Origin of the sequence: Micromonospora sp. NPDC050784 (genome assembly GCF_044456765.1) — a bacterium.
GTDB classification, from domain to species: domain Bacteria; phylum Actinomycetota; class Actinomycetes; order Mycobacteriales; family Micromonosporaceae; genus Micromonospora; species Micromonospora foliorum.
The window spans coordinates 231,661-246,599 of sequence record NZ_JBITGG010000004.1; the positions used below are offsets into that span (position 1 = coordinate 231,661).

Below are 14,939 nucleotides of genomic sequence, written 5' to 3' on the forward strand. Positions count from 1 at the left end.
TTCGGAGGGGGCTTTCGCGTAGACCCTGTGCCGCCCCTGAAACGACTCAGGCCCCCTCCGAAGAGGGGGCCTGAGTAGTGAAACCAGCTGGGTGACTGATGGGAATTGAACCCACGACAACCGGGACCACAACCCGGTGCTCTGCCAACTGAGCTACAGCCACCATGCCGCCGTCGCCCGGTCGATCGCTCCGGGCGGGGTGCGGACCAATAATAGCCACACCGTGGCGCGCCTCGTCCAGCGGGTTCCCTGCTCCCCGCTACGAAGCAGCGCGGTCAGAGTTCGGCGGCGATGGCCTTGGCGGTGTCGACATCCGGGCCGGGCAGCGGAACGAAGACTGTGCGCCGGTAGTACTCCAACTCCCGGATGCTCTCCCGGATGTCGGCCAGCGCCCGGTGCGCGAGACCCTTCTGCGGCTGCCCGAAGTACACGCGGGGGTACCAGCGACGGCAGAGTTCCTTGATCGACGACACGTCGATCATCCGGTAGTGCAGGTGCGCGTCGAGGCGGGGCATGTCCCGGGCGATGAAGCCCCGGTCGGTGGCGATCGAGTTGCCGCACAGCGGAGCCGTACGCGGATCCTTCACGAAGGTGCGGACGTACTCCAGGACCAGGTCTTCGGCCTCGGCGAGGGTGACCGCCGAACGACGGACCTCCTCGGTGAGGCCGGACTTGGCGTGCATCGTCTGCACGATCTCCGGCATCCCCTCCAGTGCCGCCTCGTCGGCGTGGATGACCACGTCGACACCGTCACCCAGCACGTTGAGGTCCGGGTCGGTGACCAGTGCCGCAACCTCGATCAGTTTGTCCCTGCCGAGGTCCAACCCAGTCATCTCACAGTCGATCCAGACGAGGAGATCAGCCACCGGGACAGCCTACGCGCAGCCCACGCCCTGCGGCTGCGCGCTCTCGGCGGACCGGCCCGCTAGGGTTTCGGGGTGCCAGCAGAACCCGTCGCACCGCCCGCCGTCACCGAAGACGATCCCGGCGGCCGTACGGTCCGTCGCCTGGTCGCGGTGGTGGCCCTCGGCGCTGTGCTGCCAGCGCTCTACCTGCCCGGCCTCGTGCACAACTTCTTCGATCTCAAGATCTACATGTCCGCGATGGACTGGTGGCGCGTCGGTCACCCGCTCTACGACTACGTGCAACCCGACCGGGTGCAGGGCGAGTTGTACTTCACCTACCCACCGTTCAGCGCGCTGCTGCTGTGGCCGTTCGGGCTGCTGCGGCTCGGCGCCACCGTGGCGATCTTCACGGCGCTCACCGTGCTGGCCGTGGTGCTGACCACCCGGTGGCTGGTGGTGCCGTTGATCGCCCGACACGACCTGCCCCGGACGTTCACCCTGGTCGCCGCCGTCCTGCTGGTGCTGGCGGTGGAGAGCATCCGCGAGACGATCACCTTCGGCCAGATCAACATGCTGCTGGTCGTGCTGATCCTGGCCGACCTGCTGTTCGCGGTGCCGCAGGCGCGACGCTGGGCCGGGGTGGGCGTGGGGCTGGCGACGGCGCTCAAGCTCTTTCCCGGCATCTTCATCGTGTACCTACTGGCCACCCGGCGGTGGCGGGCCGCGGCGGTGGCGAGCGCGACCGCGGCGGCGGCGACCCTGCTCGCGGCGGCGATCGCCCCACGTGACTCGTGGCGGTTCTGGACGCACGAGCTGTGGACCACCGAGCGGGTGGGGCGCACCGACATCGTCGGCAACCAGTCGCTGTTCGGCCTGCTCAGCCGGTTCACCGAGCCGGCGAAGCCGGACCGGCTGCTCTGGCTGCTGGTGGTCGCCGTGGTCGCCGGCTACGGGCTGTGGCGGGCTGCCCGCGCGGCGCGGGCCGGTGACCCGTTGACGGGCCTGACGTTGACCGGGTTGGTCGGTTCCCTGGCGAGCCCGATCACCTGGACCCACCACATCTACTGGTTCGTGCCCGCCGTGGTGCTGCTCGCCGACGCGGCGTTGAGCGCCGACCGGCCGGACGAGGCACACCGGCGTCGGTGGCTGGCCGGGCTCGCGCTGGGCATCACCGCCGTGACCATCTACGGCGTGGTGACGTTCCAGGCCTGGGGCGCGGGGCCGGTCCACACTCATGACCCGGTCGACTTCGTCGTGCAGAACACCTACGTGCTGCTCAGCCTGCTGCTGCTGGTGGCGCTGCCGGTGCGGTCGAGGCCCGGTGTGGAAAATCGCACCAATTGGACAGACCTCCCGAGTGGCCACGTTCGGCGCTAACCTGTCCTCATCTACCTCAAGCGTCGCTCGGGTAGCACCGATCCCCCGGTGAGAGTGGCCCTCCGCGTCGGCAGCGCGGAGGGCCACTCGCCGTCGCACCCACCACCACAAGCCGAGCCGACAACCGGCCCGGCCGTCACCAGCGGGGCCGCTGCCGACCGAGCCTCAAGCGGTTCGGCCGTGATGGGCCGGGTCGTCGCCCGGCGGGACCGCCACCGGCCGGGCCGTGGGCTCGTCCGCGTCGGCCGGCGGCCAGGCGAGGCTCAGCGTCACCTCCGGTGGGCGGGGCAGCAGGACCGGTTCGTCCAGGTCGGCGAGGGTGGCCGCGCGGGCGGCGCCGATCGCCGACCGGGGACGTTCCGCCGCTCCGGAGCCGACCGGCTCGAGTTGTCGTACCGGCAACGGCGAGGCTGGGTCGGGTTGCCGAAGGCCCAGGCCACTCAGCGAGGTGACCCCGAGCCGGCCGGCGAGCACCGGCACCTGGTCCGGCTCCACCACGAAGATCACCTCGCGAGGGCGCAGCGGTCGCAGCAGGAGCAGCGCCGCGCACACCACCAGCAGCACGCCGACGGTCAGCAGCCCCCAGGCGGCCGGGCCGGTCCACCCGGCCCGCAACTCGGCGCGCAGGTCCAGGGCCAGGTCGGCAGCACCGTCGGGGCGCATCACCACCAGGCTCATGGGTTCGCCGGCCAGGTCGTCCGCGCTCCACTCCAGCGAGCCGATCCCCTCGCGTACCCAGAAGGGCCGGCCCAGCGGCGTGACCGGCCCGTCGGCCGTCGCGACGCCCGGGGTGTCGGCGGCCGGTCCGGCCGGATCAAGCCGGACCGGCAGCGGACCCCGGGCCAGCGCGACCCGACGGACCGTGGCGTGCGGCACCGCCTCCAGCCAGCCACGCACCTCCGCGGTGGGCGCCAATCCGACGAAGGCCGGGCCGCCCGTGGTGCGGGCCTCCAGGCGCAGCCGGGTCTGCGCGGTACGCGCGAAGGGCGCCTCCTGCCGCAGCAGTCGATCGAGGTCGGTGACCACGACCGCGTGACCGGGCGTGCGGACCGTCTCGAAGCGGGCGGCGAAGCCCCCGCCAGGATCGGCGTGTCGGGTCACCAGCCACAGTCCGCCACCGGCGAACAGCGCCGGAATTCCCACGACCAACAGCAGCACTCCGGCGACCACCCGCACGAACCGCATCCGCACCGTCCCCCTCCGTAGCCAAATACCCGGCCGACCTTACCGACGTACGGCGTCTGATCAGGGGATATCCACGGCACGGTGGGTCCGACTCCGGAAAGCGCGCTGGCCCGCCGGGTGATCCGGCGGGCCAGCGGGTGGAACAGGGGTCAGGCCTTGGCGACCGGCTCCCGGCGGGTACGCGCGAACGCCAGCCCGCCCAGCGCCAGGCCGGCCAGACCGGCGACGAGACCGGCCACGCCGAGGCCGACCGCGAGCCCGTTGCCCTCGTCGTCGTCATCGTCGTCGGGCGACGCGACGGCGGCGGTCGGCGCGGCCGAACCCGTCGGCGCCGCCGCGGCGGCCAGGGTGAGCACCGGCGCCGGGTGCTCCGGCTCCTCGGCGCCCGGCGCCGGCTCGTCGATCCACCGCGAGATGTTGCCGTCCGAGTAGGTCTGCAGGGTCTTGAAGACCATCGAGTCGACCTGCGGCAGCGGCCCGAGCGAGACGGGGAACTCCTGGAACTGGCCCGGCTTCACCCCCGCGTCGCCGGACGCCGTCCAGGTGATCTTGGAGACCGCCTCGGTGAGCTGGCTGCCGTGCACCTCGATCGGCGGGTCCACCTTGCGCTTCTCGGTGGCGACCGTCCAGCCGGGCACCGGCATCGTCGACACCGAGCCGACCGGGGCGTTCTCCGGGAGCACCACCTCGAGCTTGACGGTCGACGCGCTGTCGCTCTCGTTCGGCACCCGGAACGCCACCCGGGCGTAGCCGCCCTGGGTCGCTTCCTTCGGGTTCACCGTGACGTGCGCGGACGCCGGTCCGGCGAAGCCGAGCACAGCGGTGGCGGCGGCGGTGAACGCCAGGGCGGCAGCGGCGGTTGCGGTACGCCGGAATCGGCTCATGGGTTTCGCGAACCTCTCTAACGGATGGGCACGGTGGCGGTCACCGTGGCCTGGTCGATGTCGGTCGTTCGGGCGGTGATCTTCAGTTGCCAGTCGCCGGCGCTCGGCAGGCTGATGTCGCCGTAGGCGTGACTGTCCGTCAACCGCAGCAACGGCACCTCGATCGGCTCGATCCCGGCCGAGGGCAGCGCGACGGTCGCCTTCCACTCGGCGACCAGCAGTGGCTGATTGTCCTTGCCGTACGCGTACAGGTGCACCGAGTTGTTGCCCCGCTCGGCCGGGCTCACCTCGACCTCGACGGTCAGGAGCGGGCTGGAGAGCCTGGTGCTGAAGAGGCCGGCCTCGGCCCCGGCGGACGGGCCGGCCGCGGCGGTGCGGGCGGGCGTGGTCTGCACGAGCGTGGCGGACACGGCCAGCACCACCACGGTGACGGCCAACTCCACCAGGACCGCCCGGCGCACCGGCGCCGGGCGTTGCGCCGCGACGCGGCTGCGCACCAACTGCCGGGAGTACGCGGCCACGCCGATGACAAGCGCGAACAGCCCGATCTTGGCGAGCAACAGGCGCCCGTACGTGGTGTCGAAGAGCGCCTGCGGGGTGGCCACCTCGATCAGCGCCTGGACGGTGCCGGCCAGCAGCAGCGCCGAGACGGCGAGCGCCGCCCAGCGCGACCAGATCGGCAGGATCGCGCCCAACTCCCGTTCGTCGGCCTGCCGCAGCAGGAAGACGGCGAGCATCAGCAGACCACCCAGCCAGACGGCCATGCTGCCCAGGTGGACCGCGTCGACCACCACGGAGACCGCCGGCGCCGGGGAGGCCGCCGCGTGCCCGGCCAGTGGCCAGGTCAGCAGGGCGGCGCCGCCGAGCACGGCCAGGATGATCGCGTCCGCGCGGCCGGCGGGCCGGGCCAGCAGCGGGCGGAGCAGGAACACGGATGCCGCCAGCAGGCCGAGTCGGACCAGGTGGGCGGCACCGAAGGCGCTGCCGAACACGCTGCCGAACCCCTCGCCGGTGACGTCGAAGAGACCTCCACCGGCCGTGTAGGGCACCTGCAACCACAGGTCGGCGAGGGTGGCGAAGGCCACCAGACCGAGGCCGGTCCAGGCCAGCCGGGTCGGCCCCCGCCGGGAGAGCCGCCGTGGCCAGAGCGCGGCGAGCACCAGCGCCGGCCCCACCAGCAGCACCAGGCCGGCGTAGCCGAGGAAACGGGCCACCTTCACCGCCGTCTCGACCACCGGATTGGCGCGGCTGTCCGTGCCGGTGTCGACGGGTGGCGTCGAGGGCGCGCCGACCGAGTAGGTGAACGCCCCGGAGACCGGGTGGCTGTCGGCGGAGATCACCCGGAAGCTGACCAGGTAGGTGCCACGGGTGCCGGCCGGATCCACCGGGATGGTCACGACAGTGTCGCCGAACGACGGTTCGCCCCGGTCGGCCCGGGAACCGTCCGGAGCGATGACCCGGATCTTGCCGGGCACCTTCCGGACCGCCTCGCTGAACGTGAGAACCACCTCGGACGGCCCGCTCGGCACGATGGACGCGGCGGCCGGACTGCTGCTCTCCAGCACCGCGTGGGCGCTGGCGGAGGTGGCTGGCGCGATCAACAAGGCGACGACGGTGACCAGGAGGCCGGCGGCTGCGGCCAGCCGGGCGGCCCAGCGGCGGGGGGCGACAGTCATGCCGGCCATGGTCGCCGATGGTTGTCCCATTCGGCGACCCGAGGGGGGTGGTCGCTTCTGTGGTCGCACGTCATGAACTGGTAGTCGGCCCGGGGCGGGGAAAAGTTCCCGACGTGGCGCAGACCATCCAAGGCCCGAACGACCCTGACGCTGGGCCGGGTGCCGCGTAACCTGATGTGTCGTGATCCCTGTCCCGCGTGACTCCGGCGCCGCCGGTCCGGCAGAGCCGGCCGACGAGGCCGCCCGGGACCCGGCAACCGAGTGGGCGCTGACCGCCCGCGACGGTGACCCCACCGCCCAGGCGGCGTTCGTCCGGCTGACCCAGGCCGAGGTCTGGCGGTTCGCCGCCGCTCTGGTCGACCCGGACAGCGCCGACGACCTGACCCAGGAAACCTACCTGCGGGCGTTTCGGGCCCTGCCCGCGTTCGAGGGTCGCTCCAGCGCCCGCACCTGGCTGCTCGGCATCGCCCGGCGTGCCTGCGCCGACCACCTGCGCACCGTGATCAGGCGTCGGCGACTCGACGAACGCCTGGTGGCCAACGCGTACACCGACCGACCGCACCCGGACCCGGCCGGCCAGTTCGGCGCCGCCGACCTGGTCCGCCGCCTCGGCCCCGAGCGGCGCTCCGCGTTCGTGCTCACCCAACTGCTCGGCCTGTCGTACGCCGAGGCCGCCGCCGTGGAAGGGGTGCCGGTGGGGACCATCCGTTCCCGGGTCGCGCGGGCCCGGGACGATCTGGTCGAGGCGGTCGGCGACGCCCTGACCGGCTGAGCGTGGAACTTCCGGCGCGGACGGGACGACAAATGAGCGTGACAGCACCTTCCACCCGCGGCGGCCGTTGGCCCCTGGTCCGCCCCTGGCTCGGCATCGCGGCCCGACTCGGCCTCGCCGCCGTCTGGCTGGTCGCCGGCGCCTCGAAGGTCAGCGACCTCGCTGCCTCCGGGCGGGCGGTCAACGCGTACCAGGTGCTGCCGTACGACGTGGCGACCGTGATCGGCGCGGCCCTGCCCTTCGTCGAGCTGGCGTTGGGCGTGCTGCTGCTGCTCGGGCTGGCCACCCGGCTCGTCGCCGGGGTCTCCGCCGCGCTGCTGGTGGTCTTCATCGCGGGGATCTCCTCGGCCTGGGCGCGGGGGCTGGCCATCGACTGCGGCTGCTTCGGCAGCGGCGGGCAACTGGCGGCGGGGCAGGCCCCCAGTTACCTCCCGGAGATCCTCCGGGACCTGGGATTCTTGGTTCTGGCCGGATTTCTGCTGATCTGGCCGCGTACGCCGGTATCGGTGGACGGGTGGTTGGCCGGCGAACCCGTTGTGGAGGACGAGGATGAGTAGTCGCAAGGGGCAGCGGGACGCCGCCCGGGTGGTCCGCGAGCAGTTGGCCCGCGAGCGGCGCCGCCGCCGCACGATCTGGGTCTCCGCCGCCGCGGTCGTCGTCCTGGTCATCGCCGGCGTCGTCGGCTGGGTCGTCTGGTCCAACCAGCGCTCCGACGACTTCACCACCCCACCCGGCGCCAACGCGGCCGGCACCGGCATCGTCACCGGCGGCGGCCCGGTCACCGTCGACGTCTACGAGGACTTCCTCTGCCCGGCCTGCAAGCAGTTCGAACAGACCAGCGGGTCGACGCTCGAACAGTTGGTGGCCGAGAACAAGGCGAAGGTCGTCTACCACCCGGTCGCCTACCTCAACCGTTTCTCCACGACTGAGTACTCCACCCGCTCCTCGGCCGCCTCCGGCTGCGCCGCGGTGGGCGGCAAGTACCACGAGTACGCCAAGGCGCTCTTCGCCCAGCAGCCGCCGGAGGGCAGCGCCGGGCTCACCGACGACCAGCTCATCGACATCGGCGCCGGCGTGGGCCTCGACCGGGCCTCCTTCGGCGGCTGCGTGAAGGACCAGACGTACCTGACCTGGACCGAACACGTCACCGACGACGCCAGCCGGAGCAACGTCACCGGCACGCCGACCGTCAGGGTCAACGGTCAGCCCCTCGAGAACCCCACCCCGGACGCTCTCACCGCAGCCGTGGCGGCGGCCGGCAAGTGATCCGTACCCTGCTGGGCCGTGCCGGTCTGGTCGCCGCCGCAGCCGGCGTGGCGACCCTGATCAGCGCGGCGCCCGCCGCCGCGCACGGCGCGGACGCGCCAGACGGCACCGACTACCGCACCCGGACCACCGGGGTCGCACCGGCGCGACCCGGGCTTGAGGTACGCGTCATCGAGGCGGGCGCCCGACTGGAGCTGACCAACAACACCGGCCGCGCCATCGAGGTCATCGGCTACTCCGGTGAGCCCTACCTGCGCGTCGGCCCGGACGGGGTCTTCGAGAACAGCCACTCCCCCGCCACGTACCTGAACCGCACCATCACCGGGGACACCGCGCTCCCCGCCGAGGCCGACCCGGCCGCCCCACCCTCCTGGCGGCGGATCGACGACGGGACCACCGCCCGCTGGCACGACCAGCGCGCACTGTGGCAGGAGTCGGCACCACCGCCCGCGGTACGCGCCGCGCCGGACCGCGAGCACCGGGTCCGGAACTGGGCGATCCCGCTGCGCGACGGCACCGACCCGGCGGCGATCGGCGGCACGCTGGACTGGGTGCCACCGCCGGACGCGTACACCTGGTGGGCCGTGACCATCGTGGGGCTGCTCGCGGTGGGCGCGCTCGGCCTGCTCGCCGCCACCGCCCCGGCCGGCGCCCGCGCGCTGTCCGCGGTGGGCGTGCTGCTGATCGTCGGCGGCGCGCTGGCCGTCGGCTACCCCGTGGGACGGGAACTCGACGCGGGAGCCCAAGGCGTGGGCGGGGTGCTGGTCGGGCTGCTGTCCGGGCAGATCTGGTCCCTGCTCACCGGCCTCGGCGCCGTCGCCGCCGGTTGGTACACGCTGAGCCGCCGCCCGGCCGCCGACTTCGTGGTCGCGCTGGCCGGGGCCTGCCTGGCACTCTTCGCCGGAGCGGCGAACGCCACCGTGTTCGCCCGCGCCATCGCCCCCGTACCCTGGTCGCCCACGACCGCCCGGGTGATGGTGGCGCTCTTCCTGATCACCGGCGCCGGCGCGACAGCCGCCGGCATCCTGCGCCTGCACGCCGCCTCCCGCACCACCGCGGCGGCACCGCGGGTCGAGGCCGCCGAGAGTGGGTCTACGGCTGCGGGGTGAACCCGTAGGGCAGCTCCAGGCGGTGTTTTGCCAGCAGGGGGGCGTCGCTGAGCAGGGTGCGGGTGGGGGCGTCGGCGACGATCCGGCCGTCGTCCAGGATCACCGAACGCTCGCACAGCTCCGCCGCGTACGGCAGGTCGTGCGTGACCATCAGCAGGGTCACCGGCAGACCGCGCAGGATCTCGGCGAGCTCACGACGGGCCGCCGGATCCAGGTTCGACGACGGCTCGTCGAGCACCAGGATCTCCGGGTGCATGGCGAGCACGGTGGCCACCGCCACCCGCCGACGCTGCCCGAACGACAGGTGCTGCGGGGCCCGGTCCCGGTGCTCACTCATCCCCACCGCGGCGAGCGCCTCGTCCACCCGGGCGGCCAACTCGGCCCCACGCAGACCCAGGTTCGCCGGCCCGAACGCCACGTCCTCCGCCACCGTGGGCAGGAACAACTGGTCGTCCGGGTCCTGGAAGACGATGCCCACCCGGCGGCGCACCTCGGCCAGGGTGCCCCGATCCGGGGTGACCGTCAGCCCGCCGACGCTCACGCTCCCCTCGGTCGGGGTGAGGATGCCGTTGAGGTGCAGCACCAGCGTGGTCTTGCCGGCGCCGTTGGGCCCGAGCAGCGCCACCCGGTCGCCACGCGGCACGTTCAGGTCGACCCCCCGCAGGGCGACGTGCCCATCCGGGTACGCGTAGCGAACGCCCCGAACGTCCAGCGAGACAGCGGTCTGCACGACACCGATCATGACAGCACGATGGCGGTGGCGGCGATGGAGGCCGCCAACACCGGCACGGTCGCCGCGACCAGCCACTGACCGGCGCTCGCCGCACCCTCGCCCTGCCACACGGCGGGCATCCGCCCGGTGTAGCCCCGGGACAGCATCGCCAGATAGACCCGCTCGCCACGCTCGAAGGCGCGCAGGAACAACGCCCCGATCCCGGCGGCGAAGCCGCGCAGCTGCCACAGGAAACGCGGGTCGTCGCCCCGGGAGATCCGGGCCACCCGCATCCGCCGCGCCTCGCCGACCAGCACGTCCAGGTAGCGCAGCATGAACGTGGCGATCTGGGTGAGCACCTGCGGGCAGTGCAGCCGATCCAACCCCACGATCAGGTCCCGGGTGGTGGTGGTCGCGGCGAGCAGCAGCGAGGCGAGCACCCCCAGGGTGCCCTTGGCCACGATGTTCCACGCGCCGTGCAGCCCGTCCTCGGACAGGCGCAGGCCCAGCACCTCGACCCGGTCGCCGCTGCCGAGGAACGGCAGGGCGACGGCGAACAACACGAACGGCAGCTCGATCAACGCTCGGCTGAGCAACCACCGTGGTCCCACCCGGGCCAGCGCCGCCACCGCCGCCACCAGCACGGCGTACGCGCCGAAGGCCCAGAACGCCTCGCGTGGGGTGGCCACCACGGCGACGGTGAAGACCACCATCGCCACGATCTTGACCTCGGGCGGGAGCCGGTGCACCGGCGAGTCCGACTCGCGGTACAGCACGTGCCCGTGACCGGCTCCCATCCGCGTACCCCCGCTCAGCTGGCCGCGTCGGCGCGGCGCCGGACGTCGGCGGACGTCCCGGGGTCGCCCCCGGTGGGCGTGGCACCTTCGGCGGGCGTCGCCGCGTCACCGTCGGTCGGCGTGCCGCCTCGACGGCGCAGCAGCCAGAACCCGCCGGCCCCGATCGCGAAGGTGACCAGCACCCCGAGCACCCCGGAGAGGCCGGTGGAGACGAAGCTGTTCCGCACGCCCCGTACGCCGTAGTCGGCGAGCGGGCTGTCGGCCAACTCGTGGTCGCGGGCCTGCTGAGCGGGGCAACTCCCCCCGACGATGTTGTCGTCGGCGTCGACGGTGCAGCCCTTGAGCAGGGACGAGTCCAGCCCGTCCGGGTGCGACGAGGCGTAGTTGCTCACCACGCCCGCGAGCAGCAGGGCGACCAGCAGACCGCCGGCCAGGAAGGCCCAGGAACGGTTCTTCATCGGACACCTCCGGCGACCGGGACGGCGGGGGCGGCGGGCGCGCGCAGGGAACGCAGCGCGTACACCAGGTCGGGGCGTACCTTCGCGACGGTGAGCACCGTGGTCGCGGTGATCAGGCCCTCGCCGATGCCGATCAGCAGGTGGACACCGGCCATCGTGCCGGCCAGGCCGCCCAGGTTGTTGCCCAGGTCGGTGGTGCCGCCCAGCCAGTACTGCAGGACGAAGCCCTGCGACGCCACCACCACGCTTACCGTCGCGGCGACGAACGCGGTCACCGCCAGACCGGCCCGGGTACGGGGCAGCACCCGCAACAGCAGCGCGATCAGCGCGTACGCCGCGGCGGTGCCGAGCAACGCCATGTTCGTGATGTTGAGGCCGAGCATCGCCACGCCGCCGTCACCGAAGATCAGCGCCTGGACGACAAGCACCACGGCCACGCAGAGCGCGCCGACCCACGGGCCGACCAGCATGGCAGCGAGCGCGCCACCGAGCAGGTGGCCACTGACCCCGGCCGTGAAGATCGGGAAGTTGAGCATCTGGACGGCGAAGATGAACGCCGCCACCAGGCCGGCCATCGGGGCCAGCCGGTCGTCCAGGTCACGCCGGCCGCGCAGGACGCAGGCGGTGAGCGCGGCAAGAGCGAGCGCAGCGAAGATCGCTGCCACGGGACCGTCGATGATCCCGTTCGAGATGTGCATCGCCAGTGTCTCCACGCGACCTCCCACGCGTCAGCGGCCCGACCGGGCCGGCGTGGGTCAGCCTATTTCCCAAGCATCGTTGTTGCCAGACTCTGGCAACAACGGATGGCCTTGATCACCTTTCCGGGATCAGCTCCGCCGGCCCCGCCCCCTGGTGACCGACTCGGCTCACCCGCCCACACGCCGACGCGTCTCGCCGGCGGCCGCGTCCGGCGGCTCGGCGGTAGGGTCGGGCCATGACCTCGCCCGACCGCCTCCCCCCCGGTGACCCCGCGCCCGAGTTCACCCTCGCCACCGACACCGGCGACCAGCTCTCCCTCGCCGACCTGCGAGGTCGCAAGGTCGTCCTGTACGCCTACCCCGCCGCGATGACCCCCGGCTGCACCAAGCAGGCCTGCGACTTCCGCGACTCGCTCGCCTCACTCCAGGCCGCCGGCTACGAGGTCGTCGGCATCTCCCCGGACAAGCCGGAGAAGCTGGCGAAGTTCCGCGAGCGCGACGCCATCACCTTCCCGCTGGTGTCGGACCCGGACAAGGCGGTGCTGATCGCCTACGGCGCGTACGGCGAGAAGCAGCTCTACGGCAAGACCGTCACCGGCGTGATCCGCTCGACGTTCGTGATCGACGCCGACGGCAAGATCGAACGGGCGCTCTACAACGTCAAGGCCACCGGGCACGTCGCCAAGCTCCGCCGCGACCTCGGCCTGGACTGACCTGTCGTACCGGTTCGCTACGGTCCGTCAGTGGTTCGATACAAGTACACGCCCGAAGCACTGGCCACCGCTGCCGCCGCCGCCCGCAACATCACCGAGGTGATGCGGTTGCTCGGCGTACGCGTCAGCGGTGGCTCGCACGCGCACATCAGCCGGCAGCTCAAGCGATTCGGCATCGACACCTCGCACTTCACCGGTCAGGCACACAATCGAGGCGTGCGGTGGCGGCGGATGTCGCCCACAGAACTGTTGGTAGTACTGCCGGCCGGCTCTCGCCGAATTCCGGGCGTCCGCCTCAAACGCGCCCTGGCGACAATCGGCCTGCCCGAGACCTGCGAGGTGTGCGGCACCGGGTCAACGTGGCAAGGCGCCAGGCTGACGCTGCACGTGGACCACATCAATGGCGACTTTCTCGACAACCGGCCACGCAACCTTCGCCTGCTCTGCCCTAATTGCCACAGCCAGACCTCCACATACGCTGGTCAGCGACGGCCCGCTCTCGTCGAGCCTGAGGTGGTCTACGATCCTGATGCGGTTACTCCGACCGGCTTTCCGATAGGCAGGCGACTGCCTCGTCGGGAGGAGTGCCCGTGGACGCTGGTTGAGTACAGCTTCAAGGGGCCGTAGCCCAACGGCAGGAGGCATGCGGTTTAGGTCCGCACCAGTGCGGGTTCGAATCCCGTCGGCCCCACAGCTTTATCACCTGGCAACTGATCCTGGCTCGGACAGAGTCAGGATCAGTTGTCGGGCGCGTCACTGTCGCGGGTCATGGGCGTGGTCGTCGAGTCAGGATGGCGGGCGTGAGTCTGCGCTTCGTTCTCGACCCCGACCTGACCCCGCAGCTACGTGCCGAGATCGTCGACCTCTGGGTGGACGTCAGCAACGCCGGCGGCGCGGTCGGCTTCGTCCCGCCGGTCAGCGCCGCCGATGTGCACGTCATCGCCGATCCGACCTTCGCCGGCATCGTCGACGGACCGGACCGGCTGCTGGTCGGCTACTCCGGGGGCCGACTGGTCGCAATGTTGATCTTCAGTGACAACCGTTTCCCGCTCAAGGCGCACTGGTGTGTGGTGAAGCGGGTGATGGTCCACCCGGACACCCAGGGCACCGGTTACGGCGCGGCGCTGATGGTGGAGGCCGCCCGGCTGGGCCGGGCGTTCGGCCATGAGGCGCTGCACGTCACGGTGCGCGACGGGCTGGGGTTGGACAAGTTCTACGGCCGCCTCGGGTACCGGGAGATCGGCCGGCTGCCGGGCGCGTTGCGGGTGGCCCCCGATGACGACCGGGACGAGATTCTCATGTGGCTCGATCTGACGGCGGCCGACTGAGCGGACCACCGCCGCGCGGCCCGGACGGGTCCCGCACGAACGGTCAGCCCGTGCACCACTGGGCATTCGCCGGGGCCGAGCTGGTGGGCGGCGCGTCGGTGGCCGGCGTGCTCGTCCGCGCCACCTCGACCGGGCGGCGAGTCGGTGTCGGCGTGACGGCGGGCCGGTTGCTCGGCGGCCGGGTCGACGCGGAGGGACGCCGAGTGCTCGCCCCGGCGCCAGGTGCGTACATCCGGACCGTGCTGTTCTGCACCTGGCCCGGCGCCATCCGAATGCCGCCGACGGTGACCCGGTTGCCGTACACGTCGGTGACCCGGACGTTGAACGGGCCCGGCCCGGCACCGGAGGCGATCAGCCAGTAGTTGTAGTCCTGCCGGGCGGCCGGCTGCCAGGGGCCGCTGCCACCCTGCCGGACCTCGACGGAGCGCAGCGGGTTGCCGTGGTTGCCGATGCGGACGGCGAACCACCACTGCGACGCGCCCTCCTTGATCCGGAAGGTGAGTGGTCCCGGCAGCGGCGGGTTGACCACCGCGCGGTAGGTGACCGGAACGAGGCCCTGGACCGGGTCGGCGATCCGGGCGAACGCCTCCCGGGACAGGTCGAGGTGGCCGGGCTCGCACTCCGGGCACTGGTCCATGATGAGCACCCGGACGGTGCCCTTGGGGCCGACGACGTCGAGGAATCCGCCGCAGGCGGCGCCGTCGGAGTATTCCGTCGGACCGAGCGCGACGTAGAGCCGGTTGGCCGGGGCGGCCGGGTTCGAGCAGTTGCCGCCGGCGCCCTTGGAGTCGTAGAAGGTCGCCTTGCCGTTGTGCGTGGCGTTGCCGGTGGGCGGCGCGGCGGCGAGCGTCCGGCCGGCGGCGCAGGCCGGGGTGGAGCCGGAGCGCAGGGTGAGGGTGAGCCCCAGCGCCGCCGCGAGGACGGTGACGCCGGTGGCGACCAGCCAGGGCTTCACGCCGGACGACGGCGCGGGCCGGTCCTCTGGAGGATGGTCCAGGTCGATGTTGATGTCGACAGCGCTTCCGTCCGTCACGACGGCGATGCTGCCGGACCGGGGCGCGTACCGACAAGCGGGCTAAGTCAAAGCTAAGACAGCATCGACGGACGGTGACCGTGGGG

17 protein-coding genes and 2 tRNA genes are annotated in these 14,939 nt (G+C 72.3%); 9 read left to right on the forward strand and 10 right to left on the reverse strand.

Features of this window, described 5'->3' with window-relative positions:
• Positions 1–90: 90 nt before the first annotated feature.
• Together ACIBD9_RS07435 and orn are read right to left on the reverse strand one after the other, a co-directional pair.
• Positions 91–163, reverse strand: a tRNA-His gene (locus tag ACIBD9_RS07435).
• 112 nt (positions 164–275) lie between these two features.
• Positions 276–866 carry an oligoribonuclease gene (gene orn, locus ACIBD9_RS07440; RefSeq protein ID WP_308193624.1) on the reverse strand — a complete coding sequence of 197 codons (591 nt, stop codon included), beginning with the start codon at positions 864–866 and terminating at the stop codon, positions 276–278.
• 72 nt (positions 867–938) lie between these two features.
• Here orn and ACIBD9_RS07445 point away from each other — a divergent pair, with 72 nt between their 5' ends.
• The gene (locus ACIBD9_RS07445; protein WP_396715405.1) at positions 939–2,222 is read left to right on the forward strand and encodes a glycosyltransferase 87 family protein; all 1,284 of its coding nucleotides are present in this window, start codon (positions 939–941) and stop codon (positions 2,220–2,222) included.
• Positions 2,223–2,387: 165 nt separating this feature from the next.
• Here the strand turns inward: ACIBD9_RS07445 and ACIBD9_RS07450 are convergent, their stop codons facing one another.
• The 3 genes from ACIBD9_RS07450 to ACIBD9_RS07460 all read right to left on the reverse strand — a co-directional run bounded on the left by ACIBD9_RS07450 (position 2,388) and on the right by ACIBD9_RS07460 (position 5,976).
• Positions 2,388–3,407, reverse strand: coding sequence for a hypothetical protein (locus ACIBD9_RS07450; protein WP_396715680.1), 1,020 nt, complete (start codon positions 3,405–3,407; stop codon positions 2,388–2,390).
• A 149-nt stretch (positions 3,408–3,556) separates the two neighbouring features.
• Positions 3,557–4,291: a YcnI family protein gene (locus ACIBD9_RS07455; RefSeq protein ID WP_396715407.1), complete on the reverse strand. Its 735-nt coding sequence runs from the start codon at positions 4,289–4,291 to the stop codon at positions 3,557–3,559.
• Between the two features lie 17 nt (positions 4,292–4,308).
• Positions 4,309–5,976: a copper resistance CopC/CopD family protein gene (locus tag ACIBD9_RS07460; protein ID WP_396715409.1), complete on the reverse strand. Its 1,668-nt coding sequence runs from the start codon at positions 5,974–5,976 to the stop codon at positions 4,309–4,311.
• Positions 5,977–6,148: 172 nt separating this feature from the next.
• On the opposite strand from ACIBD9_RS07460, the gene ACIBD9_RS07465 reads away from it, so the two are divergent.
• The 4 genes from ACIBD9_RS07465 to ACIBD9_RS07480 are packed head-to-tail and all read left to right on the forward strand — an operon-like array spanning position 6,149 to position 9,114.
• Positions 6,149–6,739 (forward strand): sigma-70 family RNA polymerase sigma factor, encoded by a 591-nt coding sequence (locus ACIBD9_RS07465; RefSeq protein WP_396715411.1) that lies wholly within the window; start codon positions 6,149–6,151, stop codon positions 6,737–6,739.
• Between the two features lie 32 nt (positions 6,740–6,771).
• A complete protein-coding gene (locus ACIBD9_RS07470; RefSeq protein WP_396715413.1) occupies positions 6,772–7,296 on the forward strand; it encodes a MauE/DoxX family redox-associated membrane protein in 525 nt (174 codons plus the stop codon).
• Positions 7,289–8,005 carry a DsbA family protein gene (locus ACIBD9_RS07475; protein ID WP_396715415.1) on the forward strand — a complete coding sequence of 239 codons (717 nt, stop codon included), beginning with the start codon at positions 7,289–7,291 and terminating at the stop codon, positions 8,003–8,005. Before ACIBD9_RS07470 ends, ACIBD9_RS07475 begins: the two co-directional genes overlap by 8 nt.
• The gene (locus tag ACIBD9_RS07480) at positions 8,002–9,114 is read left to right on the forward strand and encodes a hypothetical protein (protein ID WP_396715417.1); all 1,113 of its coding nucleotides are present in this window, start codon (positions 8,002–8,004) and stop codon (positions 9,112–9,114) included. Before ACIBD9_RS07475 ends, ACIBD9_RS07480 begins: the two co-directional genes overlap by 4 nt.
• On the opposite strand, the gene ACIBD9_RS07485 is transcribed toward ACIBD9_RS07480, so the two are convergent.
• Genes ACIBD9_RS07485 through ACIBD9_RS07500 form a run of 4 tightly spaced genes read right to left on the reverse strand, consistent with a single transcriptional unit; the run spans position 9,098 to position 11,794 of the window.
• Complete coding sequence (locus ACIBD9_RS07485) at positions 9,098–9,856, reverse strand: energy-coupling factor ABC transporter ATP-binding protein (RefSeq protein ID WP_396715419.1); 759 nt, start codon at positions 9,854–9,856, stop codon at positions 9,098–9,100. The two genes, ACIBD9_RS07480 and ACIBD9_RS07485, sit on opposite strands and share 17 nt — an antisense overlap.
• Positions 9,853–10,623: a cobalt ECF transporter T component CbiQ gene (cbiQ, locus tag ACIBD9_RS07490; RefSeq protein WP_396715421.1), complete on the reverse strand. Its 771-nt coding sequence runs from the start codon at positions 10,621–10,623 to the stop codon at positions 9,853–9,855. Before cbiQ ends, ACIBD9_RS07485 begins: the two co-directional genes overlap by 4 nt.
• A gap of 14 nt (positions 10,624–10,637) precedes the next feature.
• The gene (locus ACIBD9_RS07495) at positions 10,638–11,081 is read right to left on the reverse strand and encodes a PDGLE domain-containing protein (RefSeq protein ID WP_396715423.1); all 444 of its coding nucleotides are present in this window, start codon (positions 11,079–11,081) and stop codon (positions 10,638–10,640) included.
• Complete coding sequence (locus ACIBD9_RS07500) at positions 11,078–11,794, reverse strand: energy-coupling factor ABC transporter permease (RefSeq protein ID WP_396715425.1); 717 nt, start codon at positions 11,792–11,794, stop codon at positions 11,078–11,080. Before ACIBD9_RS07500 ends, ACIBD9_RS07495 begins: the two co-directional genes overlap by 4 nt.
• A gap of 221 nt (positions 11,795–12,015) precedes the next feature.
• On the opposite strand from ACIBD9_RS07500, the gene bcp reads away from it, so the two are divergent.
• The 4 genes from bcp to ACIBD9_RS07520 all read left to right on the forward strand — a co-directional run bounded on the left by bcp (position 12,016) and on the right by ACIBD9_RS07520 (position 13,820).
• Positions 12,016–12,492, forward strand: a complete 477-nt coding sequence (gene bcp, locus ACIBD9_RS07505; protein ID WP_396715427.1) for a thioredoxin-dependent thiol peroxidase — start codon at positions 12,016–12,018, stop codon at positions 12,490–12,492.
• 30 nt (positions 12,493–12,522) lie between these two features.
• A complete protein-coding gene (locus ACIBD9_RS07510; protein WP_396715429.1) occupies positions 12,523–13,119 on the forward strand; it encodes an HNH endonuclease in 597 nt (198 codons plus the stop codon).
• Positions 13,110–13,183: transfer RNA gene (locus ACIBD9_RS07515), tRNA-Leu, on the forward strand. The genes ACIBD9_RS07510 and ACIBD9_RS07515 overlap by 10 nt, the downstream gene beginning before the upstream one ends.
• A 109-nt stretch (positions 13,184–13,292) precedes the next feature.
• Entirely contained in the window at positions 13,293–13,820 is a 528-nt protein-coding gene (locus ACIBD9_RS07520; protein ID WP_396715431.1) for a GNAT family N-acetyltransferase, read from the forward strand.
• Between the two features lie 43 nt (positions 13,821–13,863).
• On the opposite strand, the gene ACIBD9_RS07525 is transcribed toward ACIBD9_RS07520, so the two are convergent.
• The gene (locus ACIBD9_RS07525; protein WP_396715433.1) at positions 13,864–14,853 is read right to left on the reverse strand and encodes an expansin EXLX1 family cellulose-binding protein; all 990 of its coding nucleotides are present in this window, start codon (positions 14,851–14,853) and stop codon (positions 13,864–13,866) included.
• Positions 14,854–14,939 lie beyond the last annotated feature (86 nt).